The following is a 24,535-nucleotide window of genomic DNA, read 5'->3' on the forward strand; positions in this document are numbered from 1 at the left end:
CAAAGCGGCGGCGCTCCGTATTGGCCGGAACACAGGGCGTTGACTCCGGGATCGCGCGGGCGATCGCGTCCCCCGGAGGGAACTCGGGGTGAAAGGGGACGGGGAAACCCGATCAGTTCTGTGGTCATTCTCTTTGAATTTCTGCCCGCCGGCGCGTTGCCGGACCCGAAACCGGGCGTTAAGAAAACCCCCTGCGACCGGGAAAGCACCGCTTGATGTCCACCGAGTACGTTCCCCTTTCGGCCGCTCAGCAGAGCGTCTGGTACGCGCAGCAGTTGGCGCCCGCGACGCCGATCCACATCGCGCAGTACATCGAGATCGAGGGCCCGGTCGACCCCGAGCTGTTCGACCGGGTGGCGCGCATCGCCGCCCACGAGGCGCTCGGGATGAACGCCCGGCTCGCCGAGCGGGACGGCCTGCCGCACCAGGTGCTCGACCCGGACGCGACCGCCGCGATCCCGCTCGTGGACCTGTCCGGGGAGCCCGACCCGGACGCCGCCGCGCGGGCGTGGATCCGGGAGGCGATGGCCGAGCCGCTGCCGCTGGACGCCGAGCGCCTGTACTCCACGGCCCTGCTGCGGCTGGCCCCGGACCTGCACCGCTGGTTCATCCGCGCGCACCACGTGATCCAGGACGCCTACAGCGGATCGATCATCAGCCGCCGCGCCGCCGAGATCTACACGGCGCTGGCGAACGGCGGCGAGTACGTCCCCGCGGAGCAGGGCGACTACCACAGGGTCCTCGCCGAGGAGGAGGCCTACCGGGCGTCGGAGAAGTTCGAGCGGGACCGCGCCTACTGGACCGAGCGGTTCGCGGACCGGCCGGTCGCGGTGTCGCTGTCGGACGAGATGGCCGAGCCGACCGCCGACTACCTGAGCCTCGTCTCGGTCGTCCCGCCGGAGCGGACCGCCGAGCTGGCCGCCGGGGCGCGCCGGCTCCGCACCGCCACGCAGGGCCTCGCGATCGCGGCGACGGCCGCGTACGTGGCGCGGATGACCGGCACCGAGGACGTCGTCCTCGGCCTCGCCGTCTCCGGCCGCACGTCGCAGATCGCGCTGGAGACACCGGCGATGCTCGCGACGATCCTGCCGCTGCGGGTCCAGGTCCGCCCCGGCATGACGGTGGACGAACTGGTCCGCGCCGCGACGCGGGCGAGCGCGCGGGCGCTGCGCCACCAGCGCTACCGGCGCGAGGACCTGCTGCGCGACCTGAAGCTGCTCGGCGAGCGCCGCCGCCTCTACGGGCCGGTCATCAACATCATGGCGTTCGACTACCGGCTGGACTTCGCGGGCCTGCCGGCGCGGATGCACGCGCTCACCACCGGCCCGATCGACGACCTGTCGATCAACATCTACGACAACTTCGACGGCGCCGGCATGCGCGTCGACTTCGAGGCGCACCCGGACCTGTACGCCGAGAGCCAGGTGGCCGCGCACCTGGACCGCTACATCCGGTTCCTCGGCGCGCTCGTCGACGTCGACCCGGCCACGCCGCTCCGCGATGTCGAGCTCCTCGACGACGCGGAGCGGGCCCGCGTGCTGGAGGAGTGGAACGACACGGCGGCGCCCGTCGAGCCCGCCGTCGTCCCCGACCTGTTCGAGGCGCAGGCCGCCCGCACCCCGGACGCCCCCGCGCTCACCGGCGGCCGCACGACCCTCACCTACCGGGAGCTGGACGAGCGCGCGAACCGGCTCGCCCACCACCTGATCGGGCGCGGCGTCGGTGCCGAGGACTTCGTCGCGCTCGCGCTGCCTCGCGACGAGAACCTGGTCGTCGCGGCGCTGGCCGTGCTGAAGGCGGGCGCCGCCTACCAGCCGATCGACCTGGCCTACCCGGCCGACCGCGTCGCCTACATGCTGGAGGACGCCGCCCCGGCCTGCGTCATCACGACGTCCGGCGCCGACCTGCCGGGCCCGACGCCGCGCGTCCTGCTGGACGCCCTCGACCTCGCGGCCCACCCGGCGGCGAGCCCGACCGACGCCGACCGCGTCCGGCCGCTGCGCCCGGGCAACGCGGCCTACGTCATCTACACCTCGGGTTCGACGGGACGTCCGAAGGGCGTCGTCGTGTCCCACGCCAACGCCGTCGACCTGTGCGCGTGGGCGAGGCAGGACTTCGGGCCCGAGCGGCTCGCCCGCGTGCTGTTCTCCACCTCCCTCAACTTCGACGTGTCGGTCTTCGAGTGGCTGACCCCGCTCACCGCCGGCGGCCACATCGAGGTCGTCCGCGACCTGCTGGAGGTCGCCGAGCGCGGCGGCTGGTCCGGCACGCTGGTCAGCGGCGTCCCGTCGGCGATGTCCGCCCTGCTGGCGACCGGTTCCCTCGACCTGCGCGCGGGCGAGGTGGTGCTGGCGGGGGAGGCGCTCCCTGCGCGGCTCGTCCAGGACCTGCGCGCCCTCCTGCCGGACGCGCGCATCTCCAACATCTACGGCCCGACCGAGGCGACCGTCTACGCCGCGGCCTGGTTCGACGACGGCAACGCCGCGGGCCGCGCCCCGATCGGCGGCCCGATCGCCAACACCCGCGCCTACGTGCTGGACGCGTCGCTGCGGCCCGTCCCGGCGGGCGTGCCCGGCGAGCTGTACCTCGCGGGCGAGGGCCTCGCGCGCGGGTACCTGCGCCGCCCCGGCCTGAGCGCCGACCGGTTCGTGGCCTGCCCCTACGGGGAGCCGGGCGGGCGCATGTACCGGACGGGCGACCTAGTGCGCTGGGACGACCAGGGCCGCATCGAGTACCTCGGCCGCCTCGACCACCAGGTGAAGGTCCGCGGGTTCCGGATCGAACCGGGCGAGATCGAGACGGCGCTGTCCGCGCACCCGGCCGTGACGCAGAGCGTGGTCGTCGCGCGCCGGGACAACGCGGGCGACACCGTCCTCGTCGCCTACGTCGTGTCGGACGGGGCGGACCCCGCCGACCTCAGGCGCTCCGCAGCCTCCGTGCTGCCCGACTACATGGTCCCTTCGGCGATCGTCGTCCTGGACGAGATGCCGCTGAACCCGAACGGCAAGCTCGACCGGGCCGCCCTCCCCGCGCCCGACCTGTCCGCGCCGGGCGGCGGGCGCGAGCCGCGCGACGCCCGCGAGGAGGCGCTGTGCGCCGTCTTCGCCGACGTCCTCGGCGCGGAGCGGGTGGGGATCGACGACAACTTCTTCGACCTCGGCGGCGACTCCCTCAAGGCGACCCGCGTGGTGGCGCGGGCCCGCGCGGCGCTGGGCGCCGACCTCGGCGTCCGCGCGCTGTTCGAGGCGCCGACCGTCGCCGCGCTCGCGGCCCTGCTGGAGGAGGCCGAGGGCGACGCCAGGCCGAAGCTCGTGCCGTCCGAGCGCCCCGGCCTCGTGCCCGTGTCGTACGCGCAGCGGCGCCTGTGGTTCATCCACGACCTCGAAGGCCCGAACGCGACCTACCACATCCCGATCCCGCTGCGGCTGACCGGCGAGCTGGACCTCGCCGCCGTCCGCGCCGCGATGCGCGACATGATGGCGCGCCACGAGGCGCTGCGCACGGTGTTCGTGCAGGTTGAGGGCGAGCCGTACCAGCGGATCCTCGCCCCCGAGGACATCGAGGTCGAGCCGGAGTTCGCCGATCTCTCCCCCCTCCGGGGGGAGTGGGGGGTCGCCCCCCCACAGGGAAACGGCTCCCTCGACGGTCTCCACGCCGCGGTGTTCGAGGCCGCGACGCGCGGGTTCGACCTGACGGCCGAGCCGCCCGTCCGCGCGCACGTGTTCCGCGTCGCCGAGGACGACCACCTGCTGCTGCTCGTGATGCACCACATCGCCGGGGACGGCTGGTCGATGGAGCCGCTCGCCGCCGACCTCATCACCGCCTACGCCGCCCGCGCCGCCGGAACCGAGCCGCACTGGGAGCCGCTGCCGGTCCAGTACGCCGACTACGCCCTCTGGCAGCGGGACGTCCTCGGCGGCGAGGACGACCCGGGCAGCGTGATCAGCACGCAGCTGGCCTACTGGCGCCGGGCCCTCGCGGGCCTGCCCGAGGAGCTGGCGCTGCCCGCCGACCGGCCGCGCCCGCCGCGCGCCACCTACCGCGGCGCCCAGCACCCGTTCACCCTCCCGGCTGCCCTGCACGAGGCCCTCGCCGCGCTCGGCCGCGACCACCGCGCCAGCCTGTTCATGGTGTTGCAGGCCGCGCTCGCCGGGCTTTTCACCCGGCTCGGCGCCGGGACGGACGTGCCGATCGGATCGCCGGTCGCGGGCCGCTCCGACGAGGCCCTGAACGACCTGGTCGGCGTGTTCGTCAACACGCTCGTCCTGCGGACCGACACCTCGGGGGACCCGACGTTCGCCGAGCTGCTCGCCCGCGTCCGCGAGGCCGACCTCGCCGCGTTCGCGCACCAGGACGTCCCGTTCGAGCGGCTCGTCGAGGTGCTGAACCCGCAGCGGTCGATGGCGCGGCACCCGCTGTTCCAGGCGATGATCTCCATCCAGAACAACCCGGCCGCGCGGGTCGAGCTGCCCGGCCTGACGGTCGCGCTGGAGCCGGTCGACCCGGGCGTGTCCCGCTTCGACCTCGCGCTCCTGGTGGACGAGACGCGGGACGCGTCCGGCGCCCCGGCCGGGATCGACTGCCGCCTGGAGTACGCGCTCGACCTGTTCGACCCCGCCACCGCCGCGGCGATGGCGGCCAGGCTGGAGCGGTTGCTGGCGCAGGTCGCCGCCGACCCGTCGCTGCCGCTCAGCGCCGTCGACCTGCTGGACGACGACGAACGCGACACCGTCCTGCGCCGCTGGAACGACACCGCCCTGCCGGTCGCCCCCGCCGTCGTCCCCGACCTCGTCGAGGCGCAGGCCGCGCGGACGCCGGACGCCACCGCCGTGGTCGCCGGCCGGACGAGCCTCACCTACGCCGAGCTGAACGCCCGCGCGAACCGCCTCGCCCGCCACCTCATCGGGCGCGGCGTCGGAACCGAGGACTTCGTCGCCCTCGCGCTGCCGCGCGACGAGAACCTGGTCGTCGCGACGCTGGCCGTGCTGAAGGCGGGTGCGGCCTACCAGCCGATCGACCTGGCCTACCCGGCCGACCGCATCGCCTACATGCTGGAGGACGCCGCCCCCGCCTGCGTCATCACCACGCGGGACGCGGACCTGCCCGAAAGCGCCCCCCGTGTCGAACTCGACGCGCTCGCGCTGGACGGCATGAGCGGCGACGACGTCACCGACGCCGATCGGGTCCGGCCGCTGCTCCCCGCGAACCCCGCGTACGTCATCTACACGTCCGGGTCGACCGGGCGCCCCAAGGGCGTCGTCATCTCCCACGCCAACGTCGTGGACTTCTGCGCGGAGTCGATGGCGAGCTACGGGCCCGCCCGGATGGCGCGCGTGCTGTTCTCCACGTCGCTGAACTTCGACGTGTCGGTGTTCGAGTGGCTGGTGCCGCTCACCGTCGGCGGCCAGATCGAGGTCGTGCGGGACCTGCTGGAGGTCGCCGAGCGCGGCGGCTGGTCCGGGACGCTCATCAGCGGCGTACCGTCCGCGGTGTCGGCGCTGCTGGCGCGCGGCGGGCTGCGCCTGGAGGCCGGGGACGTGGCGCTCGGCGGCGAGGCGCTGCCGCCGCAGCTCGTCCGGGACGTCCGGGCGCTGCTGCCGGACGCCCGCGTCTCCAACATCTACGGCCCCACCGAGGCGACGATCTTCGTCACCGGGTGGTACGACGACGGCAACACCGAGGGCCTGGCGCCGATCGGCCGCCCGATGGCCAACACCCGCGCCTACGTGCTGGACGACCGGCTCGGCCCCGTCCCCGTCGGCGTGCCCGGCGAGCTGTACCTCGCGGGCGACGGCCTCGCCCGCGGCTACCTGCGCCGCCCCGGCCTGACCGCGGACCGGTTCGTCGCGTGCCCGTTCGGCGGGCCGGGCGAGCGGATGTACCGGACGGGCGACCTCGTCCGCTGGAACCGCGCCGGCCACATCGAGTACCTCGGCCGCCTCGACCACCAGGTGAAGGTGCGCGGGTTCCGGATCGAGCCGGGCGAGATCGAGACGGCGCTGTCCGCGCACCCGGCCGTGACGCAGAGCGTCGTGGTCGCGCGCCGCGACGCGGTCGGCGACACCGTCCTCGCCGGGTACGTCGTCGGCTCCGCGGACGCGGCCGAGCTGCGCGCCTTCGTCGCCGGGACGCTGCCGGACTACATGGTGCCGTCCGCGATCGTCGTGCTGGAGGAGATGCCGCTCACCCCGAACGGCAAGCTCGACCGCGCCGCGCTCCCCGAGCCGGACTTCGCCGCCTCCCTCACCGACCGCGGCCCCCGCGACGCCCGCGAGGAGATCCTCTGCGGGATCTTCGCCGACGTCCTCGGCCTGGAGCGGGTCGGCGTCGACGACGGGTTCTTCGAGCACGGCGGCGACTCGCTCAAGGCGACCCGCGTCGTCGCCCGCGCCCGGGCGGCGCTGGACGTGGAGCTGCCGGTCCGGGCGCTGTTCGAGGCCCCGACCGTCGCGGGCCTCGCCGACTACATCGCCTCCGCCGGGGACGCCGGGCGCCCTGTTCTGCGCGCGCTGGAGCGCCCCGTGCCGCTGCCGGTGTCCCACGCGCAGGAGCGGCTCTGGTTCCTGAACCGGCTCGAGGGGCTCACCGCCACCTACAACATGCCGATCCCGCTGCGCCTCACCGGCGCGGTCGACCCGGAGGCGATGCGGGAGGCGCTGCGCGACGTCGTCGCCCGCCACGAGCCGCTGCGCACGCTGTTCGCCGAAACGGACGGCGAACCGCACCAGGTCGTCCTCGCACCGGAGGAGGCCGACCCGCAGCTGACCGTGAGCGAGCCCGCCGACCTGCGCGCCGCCCTCTTCGCCGACGCCACCCGCGGCTTCGACCTGGCGGAGGAGCCGCCGGTCCGCGCCCACCTCTACCGGCTCGGCGAGGACGAGCACCTGCTCCTCATCGTCCTGCACCACGTCGCCGGGGACGGCTGGTCGATGGCGCCGCTCGCCCGCGACGTGATCACCGCCTACCTGGCCCGGCGCGACGGCGAGGCCCCCGAATGGGAGCCGCTGCCCGTCCAGTACGCCGACTACGCGCTCTGGCAGCGCCGGCTGCTGGGCGACGAGCGCGACCCGGCGAGCCTCGCCGCCCGCCAGATCGCCTACTGGGAGGACGCCCTGGCCGGGCTGCCCGACCAGATCCGGCTGCCGCACGACCGCCCCCGCCCGGACCGCGCGTCCTACCGGGGCGGGCAGGTCGCCTTCGAGGTCCCGGCGGAGCTGGCCGGCGGGCTGCGCGCCCTCGCCCGCGACCACCAGGTCAGCGTGTTCATGGTGCTGCAGGCGGCGCTCGCCGCGCTGCTCACGCGGCTCGGCGGCGGGACGGACGTGCCGATCGGCTCGCCCGTCGCGGGCCGCACCGACCAGGCCCTGGACGACCTCGTCGGCGTCTTCGTCAACACCCTCGTCCTGCGGACCGACACCTCCGGCGACCCGTCGCTCGCGGAGCTGCTCGCCCGCGTCCGGGAGACCGACCTCGCCGCGTTCGCGCACCAGGACGTCCCGTTCGAGCGGCTCGTCGAGGTCCTCAACCCGGCGCGGTCGCTGGCGCGGCACCCGCTCTTCCAGGTCATGCTGACCCTGCAGAACAACCCGGAGGCGTCGGTCGAGCTGCCCGGCCTGACCGTCGCCGTCGAGCCGGTGGACGCCGGGGTCGCCAAGTTCGACCTGGAGTTCCTGCTGGAGGACGCCCGCGACGGCGCGGGCGGGTACGCCGGGACCCTGGAGTACGCCCTCGACCTGTTCGACCGGGAGACCGCCGAGAGGCTCGCCGGCTGGTACCGGCGGGTCCTGGAGGCGGCCGTCGCCTCCGGCGGCGCCGTCACCGTCGGAGCCCTCGACCTCCCGGGAGCCCCCAGCGAACTCCCTCGGGAGCCGCAAGCCGCGGAAGGGCCGACGGAGAAGCGCCTCGTCGCCTACGTCGTCGCCGCGCCCGGCGAGACCCTCGACCCCGAGGAGCTGCGCGCCCACATCCGCGAGAGCCTGCCGGAGTCGATGGTGCCCGCCGCCGTCGTCGTCCTGGAGGAGATGCCGCTCACCCCGAACGGCAAGGTCGACACGAAGGCGCTGCCGAAGCCGCAGCTGGCGATCGTTCCGGCGACCGCGTACCGGGCCCCGTCCGGGGAGGCCGAGGAGGCCGTCGCCGCCGTCTTCGCCGACCTGCTCGGGGTGGACCGGGTCGGCGCCGACGACGACTTCTTCGCGCTCGGCGGCAACTCGCTCGTCGCGATGCGGGTCGTGAGCCGGGTCCGCCGCGCCCTCGACCTCGAGCTGCCCGTCCGGGCGCTGTTCGAGGCGCCGACCGTCGCGCGCCTCGCCGCGCTGCTCGCGATCGGCGCGGCGCCCGTCCGGCCCGCGCTGGAACCGCGCGAGCGCCCGGCGGTGCTCCCGCCGTCCTACGCGCAGCAGCGGCTCTGGTTCCTCAGCCGGTTCGAGGGCCCGTCCGCCACCTACAACATGCCGACCGCGCTGCGCATCCGCGGCCCGCTGGACGTGGACGCGCTCCGCGCCGCCGTCGGCGACCTCGTCGAGCGGCACGAGTCGCTCCGCACGATCCTGCCGGACAGCGGGGGAGTGCCGCGCCAGCTCGTCCTCCCCGCCGCCGCGGCGCGGCCCGAGCTGGAGGTCACCGAAACGACCGAGGCGGAGCTGCCGACGCGGCTCGCCATGGCCGCCGGGTACGCCTTCGACATCTCCGCCGAGCCGCCGCTGCGCACCCACCTGTTCCGGGTCGGGCCGCAGGAGCACGTCGCGCTGCTGCTCATGCACCACATCGGCGGCGACGGCTGGTCGATGGCGCCGCTGGCCCGCGACTTCATCACCGCCTACGCGGCGCGCGCGGGGGGCGGCGAGCCGCGGTGGGCGCCGCTGCCGGTCCAGTACGCCGACTACACGCTGTGGCAGCAGGAGCTCTTCGGTTCCGAGGACGATCCGGAGAGCCTGATCTCGCGGCAGATCGCGTACTGGCGCGAGGCTCTGGCGGGGCTGCCGGAGGAGCTGCCGCTTCCGGCGGACCGGCCGCGCCCGGCCCAGGCGTCCTACCGGGGCGGGACCACCCGGTTCCGGCTCGGCGCCGAGGTCCGCGCAGGCCTCCAGAAGATCGCCCAGGAGACGGGCGCCAGCCCGTTCATGGTCGCCCAGGCGGCGTTCGCGGCGCTGCTGACGCGGCTGGGCGCGGGGACGGACGTGCCGATCGGTTCGCCGATCGCGGGCCGGACCGACGAGGCGCTGGACGATCTGGTCGGCATGTTCGTGAACATGCTCGTCTTCCGCACCGACACCTCGGGCGACCCGTCGTTCCGCGAGCTGGTCGGGCGGGTGAAGGACACCGACCTGGCCGCCTACGCCCACCAGGACGTCCCGTTCGAGCGGCTGGTCGAGGTGCTGAACCCGCCCCGCCACCTGGCCCGCCACCCGCTGTTCCAGGTCGGTCTGACGTTCCAGAACAACCCGGAGGCCCGGCTCGAGATGCCCGGGTTCAGCGCCGAGCTGGAACCGCTCACCGCCGCGGTCGCCCGGTTCGACCTGCTGATGATCCTCACCGAGCGGGAGGACGGTCTCGACGGCGAGCTGGAGTACGCGCTCGACCTCTACGACCCGGCCACCGCGCGCGGCCTGGTCGAGCGCTTCGAGCGGTACCTCGAAGCGCTGCTCGCCGACCCCGACGCCGCCATCGGGACCGCCGGCGTCCTCTCCGAGCAGGAGCGCTCGCTCCTGCTCGGCGACTGGGCGGGCGGATCCGCGCCCTCCGCTGAGCGGACCACGATCCCGGCGCTGTTCGAGGCGCGGGCGGCGGCTCGTCCGGGTGCGGTGGCGGTGTCGTTCGAGGGGGTGTCGTGGACGTATGGGGAGGTGAACGCGAGGGCGAATCGTCTGGCGCGTCGTCTGGTCGAGCGGGGTGTGGGTCCTGAGCAGTTCGTGGCTTTGGCGTTGCCGCGTTCGGCGGATCTTGTCGTGGCGGTCCTCGGGGTTTTGAAGGCGGGCGCGGCCTACGTTCCGATCGATCCGGATTATCCGGAGGACCGGATCGCGTACATGGTCGAGGACGCCCGCCCCGTCCTGACCTTGCGCCCGGAAGACCTGGCCGATCTGGACGCGGCCGGATACGACGACACCGACCTCGGCATCGTCATCGATCCCGACCACCCGGCGTACGTCATCTACACCTCGGGTTCGACGGGTCGCCCGAAGGGTGTGGTGATTCCGCATCAGAACGTTGTGCGGTTGCTGCGTTCGACCGAGGGGTGGTTCGACTTCGGTCCGGAGGACGTGTGGACGTTGTTCCACTCCTACGCCTTCGACTTCTCGGTGTGGGAGCTGTGGGGGTCGCTGCTGTACGGGGGCAGGCTCGTCGTCGTCCCCTACCTGACGTCCCGCTCGCCCGAGGACTTCCTCGCGCTCCTGGAGAGGGAGCGGGTGACGGTCCTCAACCAGACGCCGTCGGCCTTCTACCAGTTGATGGCGGCCGACCGGCAGAACCCGGGCACCGACCTGGCCTTGCGGTATGTCGTCTTCGGTGGTGAGGCGCTTGACCTGGGCCGTCTGGAGGACTGGTACTCCCGCCATGACGAGAACGCCCCGGTGCTCGTCAACATGTACGGGATCACCGAGACCACCGTCCACGTCTCGTACGTGGCTTTGGACCGGGCCTACGCCGCGACCGCGCCTGGCAGCGTCATCGGCGCCGGTATCCCCGACCTGCGCGTCTACGTCCTGGACGGCCGCCTTCAACCGGCTGCGCCGGGCGTCGTCGGCGAGCTGTACGTCGCGGGCCCGGGGCTGGCGCGCGGCTACCTGAACCGGCCCGGCCTGTCGGCGGAGCGGTTCGTCGCCGACCCGCACGGCGAGCCCGGCACCCGCATGTACCGCACGGGCGACGTGGGCCGGTGGCTGGCCGGGGGCCAGTTGGAGTACCTCGGCCGCAGCGACCAGCAGGTCCAGCTGCGCGGCTTCCGGATCGAGCTCGGAGAGATCGAGTCGGCCCTGGTCCGGCATGAGGCGGTCTCCGGCGCCGCCGTGGTCGTCCGGGACGACCGCCTCGTCGCCTACGTCGTCGCGTCCGGCGCCGACTCCGCCGACCTGCGCCGGTTCGTCGGCCGGGAGCTGCCGGACTACATGGTCCCGGCCGTGGTCGTGGAGCTGGACGCTCTCCCGCTGACGTCCAACGGGAAGCTGGATCGCAGGGCGCTGCCCGCGCCGGACTTCTCGGCGAAGGTGTCCTCGCGGGCGCCGCGCACGCCGCAGGAGGAGACCCTCGCCCGGCTGTTCGCCGAAGTCCTCGGGCTGGAGCGGGTCGGGATCGACGACGGGTTCTTCGACCTGGGCGGCGACTCCATCATCGCCATCCAGCTCGTCTCCCGCGCCCGCCAGTCCGGCCTGGTCATCACGCCCCGCGAGGTGTTCCAGCACCAGACCGTCGAGGAGCTCGCCGCCACCGCCAAACCGGTCGGCGAAGGCGAGCAGGTCGAGACCGAGGCGCCGGGCGCCGGGGTCGGGCCCGTCCCCATCACCCCGATCATCGCGTGGCTGCGGGACCGGGTGGACGGCGACGCGTCCCTGATCAGCGGCTTCCACCAGGCGATGCTGCTGCGCACCCCGCCCGAGCTCGGCACGGAGCGGCTCGCCGCCGCGCTCCGGACCCTGGTCGACCACCACGACGTGCTGCGCCTGCGCCTGGACGCGGACGGCGGTCGCTGGCAGCCGGTCGTCCGCCCGCGGGGGGCGGTCGACACCGCCGACCTCGTCACCCGCATCGACGTCGCGGGTCTGGACGGCGACAAAGTCCAGGCCGTCATCGCCGAGCAGGCCGCCGCCGCCCGCGACCGCCTCGACCCGGCCGCCGGGACGGTCGCGCAGCTCGTCTGGTTCGACGCGGGCCGCGAGCAGGGGCGCCTCCTCGTCGTCCTCCACCACCTGGTCGTGGACGGCGTGACCTGGCGGATCCTGCTCCCCGACCTCGTCACCGCCTGGGCCGGGGGAGAGCTCCAGCCGGTCGGGACGTCCTTCCGCCGCTGGGCGCAGAAGCTCACGTCCGCCGAGCGCGGCGGCCAGGACCTGGAGGACTGGCTGGACATCGTGGACGGCCCGCCGCAGAAGCTCGCGGACCGCCCGCTCGACCCGCGCGCCGACATCGCGGCCCGCGCCCGCTCGCTCACCCTCGACCTGCCCGCCGACGTCACCGGGCCGCTGCTCACCGACGTGCCCGCCGCGTTCCACGGGCGCGCCAACGACGTGCTGCTCGCGGGCCTCGCCGTGGCCGTGGCCCAGTGGCGCAGGCGCCGCGGCGGGCGCGGCACCGGCGTGCTGGTCGACCTGGAGGGCCACGGCCGCGAGGACTCGGTCCCCGGCGTGGACGTCTCGCGCACCGCCGGCTGGTTCACCTCGATCCACCCCGTCCGGCTGGACGCGGGCGGCGCGTCCGGCGGCGCGGCCGTCAAGAAGGTGAAGGAGCAGCTGCGCGCCGTCCCGGACGTCCTCGGCTACGGGCTGCTGCGCCACGTGGACGGCGACGAGGAGCTGGCCGAGGTCCCGCCCGCCCAGATCGCGTTCAACTACCTCGGCCGGGTCGCGGGCGGCGACGAGGGCGGCGACTGGACGCTCGCGCCGGAGGAACTGCCCGCGGGGGAGGACCCCCGCATGCCGATGGCGCACGCCCTGGAGGTCAACGCCCTCACCCTGGACCTGCCCGCGGGCCCGGTGCTGTCGGCGACCTGGACGTGGCCGGGCGGGCTGCTCGACCCCGCCGACGTCCGGGAGCTGGCCGAGGGCTGGTTCGCGGCGCTGCGCGACCTGGTCGCGGACGTCGCCGGCGGCGCGGCCGGCGGGTTCACCCCGTCCGACCTGCTGGTGGAGCTGGACCAGGGCGAGATCGACAAGTTGCAGACCGCGTGGAGGCAGAAGAAGTGAACCGGGGCGACCTCGAGGACATCCTGCCGCTGTCGCCGCTGCAGCAGGGCTTCTTCTTCCACGCCCTCTTCGACGCCGGCGACGGCGACGTCTACACGGCCCAGTTCGTGCTGGACCTGGAGGGGCCCCTCGACGTCGCGGCGCTGCGGACCGCCGCCGGGACGCTGCTGCGCCGCCATCCCAACCTGCGCGCCGCGTTCTGGCACGAGGACCTGTCGCGCCCCGTGCAGGTCGTGCCGCGCACCGTCGAGCTGCCGTGGGAGGAGGTTACCGCCGCCACCGCCGCGGAGGCCGACGCCGTCGTGCTGCGCGAGCGGGCGCGCGGCTTCGACATGACCGCGCCGCCGCTGCTGCGGTTCGTCCTCGCCAGGACGGGCCCGGAGCGGCACCGCCTCGTCTTCACCAACCACCACATCCTGCTGGACGGCTGGTCCACGCCGATCCTGGCGACCGAGCTGTTCCTGCTGTACGTGCAGGGCGGCCACGACGCCGAGATGCCCCGCGTCACCCCGTACAAGAACTACCTGGCCTGGCTCTCCCAGCAGGACCGCGCCGCCGCCGAGGACGCCTGGCGCCGCGCCCTGGACGGCGCCGGCGAGCCGAGCCTCGTCGCCCCCGCCGCCGCGGCCCGCGCCCCCGAACCCCCCGAGCGCACGATCACCGAGCTGGACGAGCGCACCACCCGCCGCCTCACCCGCGCCGCCCGCCGGCACGGCGCCACCCTGAGCACCGTCCTCCAGGGCGCGTGGGGGCTCGTCCTCGGACGGTTCCTCGGCAGGGACGACGTGGTGTTCGGCGCGACCGTGTCGGGCCGTCCCCCCGAGCTGCCGGGCATCGAGCAGATGATCGGGCTGTTCATCAACACGCTGCCGGTCCGCGTCCGGTACCGGCTGGACGAGCCGCTCGGCGCGCTGATGGAGCGGCTCCAGGACGAGCAGACCGAGCTCCTCGCCCACCACCACCTCGGCCTCACCGACATCCAGCGGGCGGCGGGCCACGGCGGCGCGCTGTTCGACACGATGACGGTGCTGGAGAACTACCCGTTCGACCCGTCCTCCATGGACGGTTCCCTCAACGGCGTCCGCATCGCCGGGGTCGACTCCTACGACGCCACCCACTTCCCCCTGTCGTTCGTCGCCGTCCCCGGCGACACCCTCTCGCTCCGCCTCCACTACCGGCCCGACGTGTTCGAGGCGCCCGCCGTGGAGGCGCTGCTCGCCCGCGTCCGCCGCTTCCTGGAGGCGTTCGCCGAGGACGCGGACCGGGCGATCGGCGCGGTCGACCTGGCGGGCGACGCCGAGCGAGCGGCCCTGAGCAGTTGGAACGGCGCGGCCGCGGACGCCCCGTCCGGGACCCTCCCGGCGCTGTTCGAGGCCCAGGCCGCCCGCACCCCGGACGACACCGCCCTCGTCTGCGGCGACACCCGGCTGACCTACGCCGAGCTGAACGCCCGCGCCAACCGCCTCGCCCACGAGCTGATCGCGCGGGGCATAGGGCCCGAGGACCGCGTCGCGCTCGTCCTGCCGCGCACCCCCGAGATCGTCGTGGCGGTCCTCGGCGTGCTGAAGGCAGGCGCCGCCTACGTCCCGATCGACCCCGAGTACCCGGCCGACCGCATCGCCTCCACGCTGGAGGACTGCCGCCCGGCGCTCACCGTCACCGCCGCCGACTTCCCGGACGCCGCCGGACGGCCCTCCCACGACCCCACCGACGCGGAACGGGTGCGGAGCCTGCGGGCGGGCAACGCCGCCTACGTCATCTACACCTCGGGATCGACCGGCCGACCCAAGGGCGTGACCGTCCCGCACGCGGGCGTGCTCAACTACTTCGAGGCGCACCGGGAGGCGTTCTTCGACCCGGCGGTCGAGGCCGCCGGCGGCCGCCGGATGCGGTTCGCCCACCTGGCGTCGTTCTCGTTCGACACGTCGTGGATGGGCCTGCTGTGGATGATGTACGGCCACGAGCTGCACCTCATCGACGACGCGACGCGACGCGACGTCGAGGCCTACACCGCCTACGTGGCGCGCGCGCAGATCGACCTGGTGAACACGACCCCGTCGCACTTCGCCTCGCTCCGCGAGGCGGGCCTGCTGGACGGCGGCGGGCACGTGCCCTCGCAGCTCCTCCTCGGCGGCGAGGCGGTCAGCGAGAGCCTGTGGGCGGAGCTGCGCGCGGTCCCCGGCCTCACGACGCGGAACTTCTACGGGCCCACCGAGTCCACCATCGACACCATGAACGCGGTGCTCGCGCTCAGCGAGCACCCGAACGTCGGCTCCCCCTACCGGGGCACACGCGCCTACGTCCTGGACCGGGCGCTCCAGCCCGTCCCGGCCGGCGTCCCCGGTGAGCTGTACCTCGCGGGCGTGCAGCTGGCGCGCGGGTACCACGACCGTCCCGGCCTGACCGCCGAGCGGTTCGTCGCCGACCCCTTCGGCGCACCCGGCGAGCGCATGTACCGCACCGGCGACCTCGCCCGGTGGCGGCCGGACGGGACGGTCGAGTACCTCGGCCGCGCCGACGACCAGGTCAAGATCCGCGGCTTCCGGGTGGAGCCCGGCGAGATCGAGAACGTCCTCGGCGGATGCCCGGGCGTCGCGCGGGCCGCCGTCGTCGTCCGCGAGGACCGGCCCGGCGACCGCCGCCTCGCCGCCTACCTCGTCGGGCCGGACGTCGACGCCGCCGCCGTCCGCCGGTACGCCGCCGAGCGGCTGCCCGACTACATGGTCCCCTCCTTCACCGTCCTCGACGCCCTGCCGCTCACCGTGAACGGCAAGCTCGACCGGGCCGCGCTGCCCGCGCCCGACACCGGCGCGGCCGCCGGGCGGGCCCCGCGCTCGCCGCAGGAGGAGATCCTCTGCGGGCTGTTCGCCGAGATCCTCGGCGTGCCGAGGGTCGGCGTGGACGACGGGTTCTTCGACCTCGGCGGCGACTCGCTGACCGCGACCCGCCTGGTCAGCAGGATCCGGTCCGCGCTCGGCGCCGAGCTGCCCGTCCGGGCGCTGTTCGAGGCGCCGACCGTCGCGGGCCTCGCCGAACGGCTGGCCGAGGCCGGCGGGGACGTCCGCCCGCCGCTGGTGCGGGCCGAGCGCCCGGACGTCGTGCCCCTCTCGTACGCGCAGCAGCGGCTCTGGTTCCTCAACCGGTTCGAGGGCGCGCCCGCGACGTTCAACATGCCGATCGCGCTGCGGCTGGAGGGCGCCCTCGACCTGGCCGCGCTGCGCGCCGCGCTGGCCGATGTCGCGGCGCGCCACGAACCGCTCCGCACGATCTTCCCGGACCGGTCCGGGACCGCCCGGCAGCTCGTCCTCGACCCCGCCGACGCGCGCCCCCGCCTCGACGTCGCGGAGGTGGACGAGAGCGCGCTCCCGATGGCGCTGGCGGCGACGGTCGGGCAGGGCTTCGACCTGTCGGTGGAGCCGCCGCTGCGGGCCCGCCTGTTCGCGCTCGGAGACGGCGCGCACGTCCTCATGCTCGTCCTGCACCACATCGCGGCGGACGGCTGGTCGATGGCGCCGCTGGCCCGCGACGTGATCCTCGCCTACGCGGCGCGCGCGGAGGGCGGCGAGCCGCAGTGGGCGCCGCTGCCGGTCCAGTACGCCGACTACACGCTGTGGCAGCGCGAGCTCTTCGGTTCCGAGGACGATCCGGAGAGCCTGATCTCGCGGCAGATCGCGTACTGGCGCGAGGCTCTGGCGGGGCTGCCGGAGGAGCTGCCGCTTCCGGCGGACCGGCCGCGCCCGGCCCAGGCGTCCTACCGGGGCGGGACGCGGGCGTTCGAACTGGACGCCGGACTCCACGCCGAACTGCTGGCCCTCGCCCGGCAGAGCGGCGCGAGCCTCTTCATGGTCATGCAGGCGGCGTTCGCGGCGCTGCTGACGCGGCTGGGCGCGGGGACCGACGTGCCGATCGGTTCGCCGATCGCGGGCCGGACCGACGAGGCGCTGGACGATCTGGTCGGCATGTTCGTCAACATGCTCGTCCTGCGCACCGACACCTCGGGCGACCCGTCGTTCCGCGAGCTGGTCGACCGGGTCAAGGAGACCGACCTCGCCGCCTACGCCCACCAGGACCTGCCGTTCGAGCGGCTCGTCGAGGTCCTCAACCCGGCGCGGTCGATGGCGCGGCACCCGCTGTTCCAGGTCGTCCTGTCGTTCCAGAACAACCCCGAGGCGCGGCTCGAACTGGACGGCCTGACCGGCGGCGCCGAACCCCTCGCGGCGGGCGCCGCCAAGTACGACCTGTCCCTCTACCTGGAGGAGCGGCACGGCGACGACGGCGCGCCCGGCGGTATCGAGGCCGGGCTCGAATACGCCCTCGACCTCTTCGACCCGGCCACCGCCCAGGCGATCGCCGGACGGTTCGAGCGCCTCGTCCGCGAGCTCGTCGCCGATCCCGACGCGCCCATCACCACCGCCGAGATCCTCGACCGCGGCGAGCGGCGCACGCTCCTGCGCCGCTGGGCGGGCGGCAAGGGCGGCGACGTCCCGCGCACGACGATCCCGGCGCTGTTCGAGGCGCGGGCGGCGGCTCGTCCGGGTGCGGTGGCGGTGTCGTTCGAGGGTGTGTCGTGGACGTATGGGGAGGTGAACGCGCGGGCGAATCGTCTGGCGCGTCGTCTGGTCGAGCGGGGTGTGGGTCCTGAGCAGTTCGTGGCTTTGGCGTTGCCGCGTTCGGCGGATCTTGTCGTGGCGGTCCTCGGGGTTTTGAAGGCGGGCGCGGCCTACGTTCCGATCGATCCGGATTATCCGGAGGACCGGATCGCGTACATGGTCGAGGATGCCCGCCCCGTCCTGACCCTGCGCCCGGAAGATCTCCAAGGACTGGACGATCCCGACCTGCCCGGCGCCGACCTCGGCGTTGCGATCTCGCCGGACCACCCCGCCTACGTCATCTACACCTCGGGTTCGACGGGTCGCCCGAAGGGTGTGGTGATTCCGCATCAGAACGTTGTGCGGTTGCTGCGTTCGACCGAGGGGTGGTTCGACTTCGGTCCGGAGGACGTGTGGACGCTGTTCCACTCCTACGCCTTCGACTTCTCGGTGTGGGAGCTGTGGGGGTCGCTGCTGTACGGGGGCAGGCTCGTCGTCGTCCCCTACCTGACGTCCCGCTCGCCCGAGGACTTCCTCGCGCTCCTGGAGAGGGAGCGGGTGACGGTCCTCAACCAGACGCCGTCGGCCTTCTACCAGTTGATGGCGGCCGACCGGCAGAACCCGGGCACCGACCTGGCCTTGCGGTATGTCGTCTTCGGTGGTGAGGCGCTTGACCTGGGCCGTCTGGAGGACTGGTACTCCCGCCATGACGAGAACGCCCCGGTGCTCGTCAACATGTACGGGATCACCGAGACCACCGTCCACGTCTCGTACCTCGCCCTCGACCGGGTCCTGGCGGCCACGGCGGCGGGCAGCACCATCGGCGCCGGTATCCCCGACCTGCGTGTCTACGTCCTGGACGGCCGCCTCCAGCCCGTCCCGCCCGGCGTGCCGGGCGAGCTGTACGTCGCGGGCCCGGGGCTGGCGCGCGGCTACCTGAACCGGCCCGGCCTGTCGGCGGAGCGCTTCGTCGCCGACCCGCACGGCGAGCCCGGCACCCGCATGTACCGCACGGGCGACCTCGGCCGCTGGCGCCCCGACGGGACCCTCGAATACCTCGGCCGCGGCGACCAGCAGGTCCAGCTGCGCGGCTTCCGGATCGAGCCCGGCGAGATCCAGGCCGTCCTGACCAGGCACGAGGACGTCCGCGACGCCGCCGTGGTCGTCCGGGACGACCGGCTCATCGCCTACGTCGTCGCGTCCGGCGCCGACTCCGCCGAGCTCCGGCGCTTCGCCGCGAAGGCACTGCCCGACCACATGGTCCCGGCGGCCGTCGTGGAGCTGGACGCCCTGCCCCTGACGTCCAACGGGAAGCTGGATCGCAGGGCGCTGCCCGCGCCGGACTTCTCGGCGAAGGTGTCCTCGCGGGCGCCGCGCACGCCGCAGGAGGAGACCCTCGCCCGGCTGTTCGCCGAAGTCCTCGGGCTGGAGCGGGTCGGGATCGACGACGGGTTCTTCGACCTGGGCGGCGACTCCATCATCGCCATCCAGCTCGTCTCCCGCGCCCGCCAGTCCGGCCTGGTCATCACACCCCGCGAGGTGTTCCAGCACCAGACCGTCGAGGAGCTCGCCGCCACCGCCAAGCCGGTCGGCGAAGGCGAGCAGGTCGAGACCGAGGCGCCGGGCGCGGGCATCGGCCGCGTCCCGCCCACCCCCATCATGCGCTGGTTCCAGGAGCTGCACGGCCCCGTCGACGGCTACAGCCAGCGGATGCTGCTCCAGGTGCCGCCGGATCTCGGCGCGGAGCGGCTGACCGCCGCGCTCCAGACCGTCCTGGACCACCACGACATGCTCCGCCTGCGCGTGAGCGGCGCGGAGTTCGAGGTGACCGAGCCCGGCACCGTCGACGCCGCGCCCCTCGTCCGCCGCGTGGACGTCGCGGGCCTCGGCGCCGGCGAGCTGCGCGCCGTCCTCGCCGCCGAGGCCGAGGCCGCCCGCCGCGGCCTCGACCCCGCCGCCGGGACGATGGCGCGGCTCGTCTGGTTCGACGCGGGCCCCGCCGCGTCCGGGCGCCTCCTGCTCACCCTCCACCACCTGGTCGTGGACGGCGTCTCCTGGCGGATCCTCCTGCCGGACCTGGTCACGGCCTGGGCCGGGGGAGACCTCGAACCCGTCCCGACCTCGTTCCGCCGCTGGGCGCAGCGCCTCGCCGCCGAGGCGTCCGACCCCGCCCGGACCGCCGAGCTGCCGCTCTGGGACGACGTCCTCGCCACCCCCGACCCGGCGCTCGGCTCCCGCCCCCTGGACCCGGAGACCGACACGTTCGCGACGGCCGGGCACCTCACGCTCGACCTGCCCGCCGACGTGACCGAGCCGCTGCTCACCGAGGTCCCGGCCGCGTTCCACGGACGGGTCAACGACGTGCTGCTCACCGGCCTCGCCCTCGCCGTCGCCGAATGGCGGGCCGAGCGCGGCGCCTGCGACGAGACGGCCGTCCTGGTCGACCTCGAAGGGCACGGGCGCGAGGAGGTCGTCCCCGGCGTCGACCTGTCCCGCACCGCCGGATGGTTCACCTCGATCCACCCGGTGCGGCTCGACCCGGGGCGGCTGTCGCCCGCCGACGTCCGCGAGGGCGGCCAGGCCGTCGGCACCGCCCTCAAGCGGGTCAAGGAGCAGCTGCGCGAGATCCCTGACAACGGCATCGGATACGGCCTGCTCCGCTACCTCAACCCCGTCGTCCGCGGCGCGAGCCACCCCCAGATCGCGTTCAACTACCTCGGCCGCTCCGCCGCGCCCGAGGCCACCGACTGGGGGCCCGCCGACCAGGCCGAGAGCGACGCGCTCGGCGCCGGGCAGGACGGCGCGCTCGGCCTCGTCCACGCCATCGAGGTCAACGCGCACACCCGCGACCTGCCGGGCGGCCCCGAGCTGTCGGCGACCTGGACGTGGGCGGGCGGCCTGTTCGGCGCCGCCGCGATCGAGGACCTCGCCGAGCGCTGGTTCGCCGCCCTGCGCGGCCTCGTCGCGCACGTCGTGGACGGCGCCGCGGACGGGCCGGTCGGCGGGTTCACCCCGTCCGACCTGTCCCTGGTGGACGTCAGCCAGGAGGAGATCGACGAGCTCGCCGCCGAGCTCGACGGCGAATGGGAGCTGGATTGAGCAAGTCGCAGCTTGAGGACATCCTCCCGCTGTCCCCGCTACAGCAGGGCCTGTTCTTCCACGCCCTCTACGACTCGGGCCGCGACGTCTACACCGCCCAGATCGTGTTCGACCTGCGCGGCCCGCTCGACGCCGGGGCGCTCCGCGCCGCCGCGGCGACCCTGCTGCGCCGCCACGCCAACCTGCGCGCCGGGTTCCGGCAGCGCAAGGAGGGCTCGCCCGTCCAGGTCGTCCACCGCGAGGTCCGGCTCCCGTGGCGGGACGAGGACCTGTCCGCCCTGCCCGAGGCCGCACGCGAGGCGAGGGCGCGCGAGCTGGCCGACGCCGAACGCGCCCGGCCGTTCGACATGGCGAGGCCGCCGCTGCTGCGCTTCCTGCTCATCAGGCTGGCGGACGGCCTGCACCGCATGGTGTTCACCAACCACCACATCCTGCTCGACGGCTGGTCGACGCCCGTCCTGCAGACCGAGCTGTTCGCGCTCTACCTCGCCAAGGGCGACGACACCGGCATGCCGCGCGTCGCCCCGTACAAGAACTACCTGGCCTGGCTCGCGGCGCAGGACCGCCCCGCCGCCGAGGACGCCTGGCGCCGCTCCCTCGACGGCGTCCACGAACCCACCCTCGTGGCCCCGGGCGCGCCCGAACCGGGCGCCGAGACCCCCGGACGCGTCCGGACCCGCCTCACCGAGGAGCTCACCTCCGCGCTCGGCGCGCGCGCCCGCGCCCAGGGCGTCACCCTCAACACCGTCCTGCAACTGGCGTGGGGCGCGCTGCTCGGCGGCCTCACCGGCTCGGCCGACGTGGTGTTCGGCGCCGCCGTCTCCGGCCGCCCCCCGGAGCTGCCCGGCGTCGAGCAGATGATCGGCCTGTTCATCAACACGCTGCCGATCCGCGTCCGCGTCCGGCCCGCCGACACGGTCGCCGAGGCCCTGACGCGGCTCCAGGACGAGCAGGCCGCGCTGATGCCGCACCACCACCTCGGCCTTTCCGACATCCAGCGCCTCACCGGCGGCGGGACGCTGTTCGACACCATGACCGTCCTGGAGAACTACCCGTTCGACCCGGACGCCGCCGGCACCGACCTCGGCGGACTCACCCTCCACGACGTCGACGGCTACGACGCCTCCCACTACCCGCTCACCTTCGCCGCCGTCCCGGGCCGCGGGCTGTCCCTGCGGATCGACCACCGCACCGACCTGTTCACCGGGCAGGACGCGGCCCGCCTGATGCGCCGCCTCGTCCGCATCCTGGAGGCCGTCGCCTACCGGCCCGACCTGCCGCTCGCCCGCATCGCCGTCCTGGACGAGGAGGAGCGCGCCCAGGTCCTGGAGACCTGGCAGGGCCCGGTGACCGCCCGGCGCCCGCAGACCCTCACCGCCCGGTTCGCCGAGCAGCGGGACAGGACCCCGCACGCCGTCGCCGTCCGGGCCGCGGGCGAGTCGCTCACCTACGCCGAGCTCGACGCCCGCGCGAACCGGCTGGCGCACCGGCTCCTCGGCCTCGGGGTCCGCCGCGACACCCCCGTCGCGGTGCTCCTGGAGAGGTCCGCCGACATCCCCGTGGTGTCGCTGGCGGTGCTCAAGGCGGGCGGGGCGTACGCGCCGATCCACCACAGCTACCCGCCGGAGCGGATGGCGTGGGCGGTCGCGGAGGTCGCCGCGCCCGTGCTCGTCGTCAACGCGCCGATGCGCGACCGCGTCGCCGGCCTCGACACCTCGGCGCGGATCCTCGTCGTGGACGACGACCCCGGCCTCGGCGAGCTGCCCGCGACCGACCCGGCCGTCCCCTGCCATCCCGAGCAGCTCGCCTGCGTGCTGTTCACATCCGGCTCCACCGGCCTGCCGAAGGGCGTCATGCTGCGGCACCGCGACGCCGCGGACCTCGCCACCGACGGACGGCTCAGGGGCGGGGCGCACGACCGGGTCCTCGTCCACTCGCCGCACGCGTTCGACGCGTCGATCTACGAGCTGTGGACGCCGCTGCTGCACGGCGGGACGGCCGTCGTCGCGCCGCCCGGCCACCTGAACGGCGAGGCCCTCGAAGAGATCATCGCCGCCGAGGACCTGACCGGCCTGTTCCTCACCACGACCCTGTTCAACCTCGTCGCCGACGAGCGGCCGCGGGCGTTCGCGCGGCTCCGCGAGGTCCTCACCGGCGGGGAGGCGGGCGCCCCCGCCGCGATCCGCAAGGTGCTCGCCGCGTGCCCGGACACCGAGGTCGGCAACGTGTACGGGCCCACCGAGGCCACCACCTACACCACCATCGCGGGGCAGCGGGCGCCGCTCGCCCACCCCGGCGAGACCTCCGCCGTGCTGGGCCGCCCCATCGACGACATGCGCGTGTACGTGCTGGACCAGGGGCTGCGGCCCGTCCCGCCCGGCGTCGCGGGCGAGGCCTACATCGCCGGCGCCGGGCTCGGCCGCGGCTACCTGCGGCGGCCCGCGCTCACCGCCGAGCGGTACGTCGCCGACCCGTTCGGCGCGCCCGGCGACCGCATGTACCGGACGGGCGACCTCGTCCGGTGGCGGCCGGACGGCACCCTGGAGTACCTCGACCGCACCGACTTCCAGGTCAAGGTCCGCGGGTTCCGGATCGAGCTCGGCGAGATCGAGGCCGCCGTCGCCGCGCACCCGGCCGTCGCGAACGTCGCCGTCGTCGCCCGCGAGGACACCCCCGGCACCAGGACGCTCGTCGCCTACGTCATCGCCCCCGACCTGACCGCCCCCGACCTGACCGCCCCCGACCTGACCGGCGCGGGCCTGTCCGGCGCGGGGCGGGGGCTGCGCGAGTTCGTCAGGGAGCGGCTGCCCGAGTACATGGTGCCCGCCGCGTTCGTCCTGCTCGACACGTTCCCCGTCGGGCCGAACGGCAAGCTCGACCGGCGCGCGCTCCCCGCCCCCGACTACGGCGAGGCCGCCGCCGGGCGCGACCCCCGCACCCCCGAGGAGGAGCGCCTCTGCGGGATCGTCGCGGACGTCCTCGGCCTCGACCGCGTCGGCGCCGACGTCAGCTTCTTCGACCTCGGCGGCGACAGCATCGCCGCGCTGAAGCTCGCCACCCGGGCCCGGCAGGCGGGCGTGGAGCTCACCCCCCGCGACGTGTTCACCCACCAGACCGTCGAGGCGATGACCAGGGTCGGCGACCCCGCGGACCGGCTCGGCTTCGAGGTGCTGCTGCCCATCCGGACGTCGGGGACCCGGCCGCCGGTGTTCTTCGTCCACCCCGCCGGCGGGCTGGCCTGGGGCTACCTCCAGTTCCAGCGGCACCTCGGCCCGGACCAGCCGATCTACGGCCTCCAGGCCCGCGCGTTCACCCGGCCCGAGCTGCCGGAGTCGATCGCGGAGATGGCGGCCGACTACCTGGCCCAGATCCGGGCCGTCCAGCCGTCCGGTCCCTACCACCTCGCGGGCTGGTCGCTCGGCGGGCTCGTCGCCTACGAGATGGCGCTGCGGCTCCAGGCGGAGGGGCAGCGGGTCGCCCTGCTCGCCCTCATCGACGCCTACCACGGGCAGGACCTGGAGTCGGAGCGCCGCGAGATCCTCCCCGAGCTGCTGGAGGCGATCGGCGTCGACGCCCGCATGGTCGCCGAGGACGGCAACCCCGACATGGCGCAGATCATGGCGGTGCTCGCCGAGCGCGACGACGCGCTCGCCACCCTCGGCGAGGAGGACCTCGTCAACGTCTACCGCAACTACGAGAACGGGCTCCGCCAGGCCGAGGAGTACGAGCCCGGACGGTACCGGGGGGACGTCGTCTTCTTCACCGCGCTGCGCGGCCGCACCGAGGACTCGCCCACCGGCCGCTCCAACTGGGGCCCGCTCGTGGACGGCGAGATCGAGGACTACCCGCTCGACGTCGACCACCACCTGCTCATGGAGCCGGGCCCGGCCGCCGAGATGGGCGCCGTGCTGGCCGCCAAGCTCGACAAGCTACGCAGCAGCCACTGAA

Annotated in this window: 3 protein-coding genes; all 3 read left to right on the forward strand. The window is 74.5% G+C overall.

Going from position 1 to position 24,535, the window contains the following annotated elements; all coding sequences use genetic code 11:
- The first annotated feature begins 215 nt into the window (after positions 1–215).
- The 3 genes from FKD65_RS38710 to FKD65_RS38720 are packed head-to-tail and all read left to right on the forward strand — an operon-like array spanning position 216 to position 24,534.
- The gene (locus FKD65_RS38710; protein ID WP_141584270.1) at positions 216–12,899 is read left to right on the forward strand and encodes a non-ribosomal peptide synthetase; all 12,684 of its coding nucleotides are present in this window, start codon (positions 216–218) and stop codon (positions 12,897–12,899) included.
- Positions 12,881–20,587, forward strand: coding sequence for a non-ribosomal peptide synthetase (locus FKD65_RS38715; RefSeq protein WP_240809817.1), 7,707 nt, complete (start codon positions 12,881–12,883; stop codon positions 20,585–20,587). Before FKD65_RS38710 ends, FKD65_RS38715 begins: the two co-directional genes overlap by 19 nt.
- A complete protein-coding gene (locus FKD65_RS38720) occupies positions 20,584–24,534 on the forward strand; it encodes a non-ribosomal peptide synthetase (protein WP_168221317.1) in 3,951 nt (1,316 codons plus the stop codon). The genes FKD65_RS38715 and FKD65_RS38720 overlap by 4 nt, the downstream gene beginning before the upstream one ends.
- Position 24,535 lies beyond the last annotated feature (1 nt).

Source organism: Actinomadura sp. WMMA1423 (assembly GCF_006547145.1).
Taxonomy (GTDB): domain Bacteria; phylum Actinomycetota; class Actinomycetes; order Streptosporangiales; family Streptosporangiaceae; genus Spirillospora.

Bases quoted from the DNA above. Each gene is read 5' to 3' on its own strand.
- FKD65_RS38710 (WP_141584270.1), top strand. From the start codon at position 216: ATGTCCACCGAGTACGTTCCCCTTTCGGCCGCTCAGCAGAGCGTCTGG.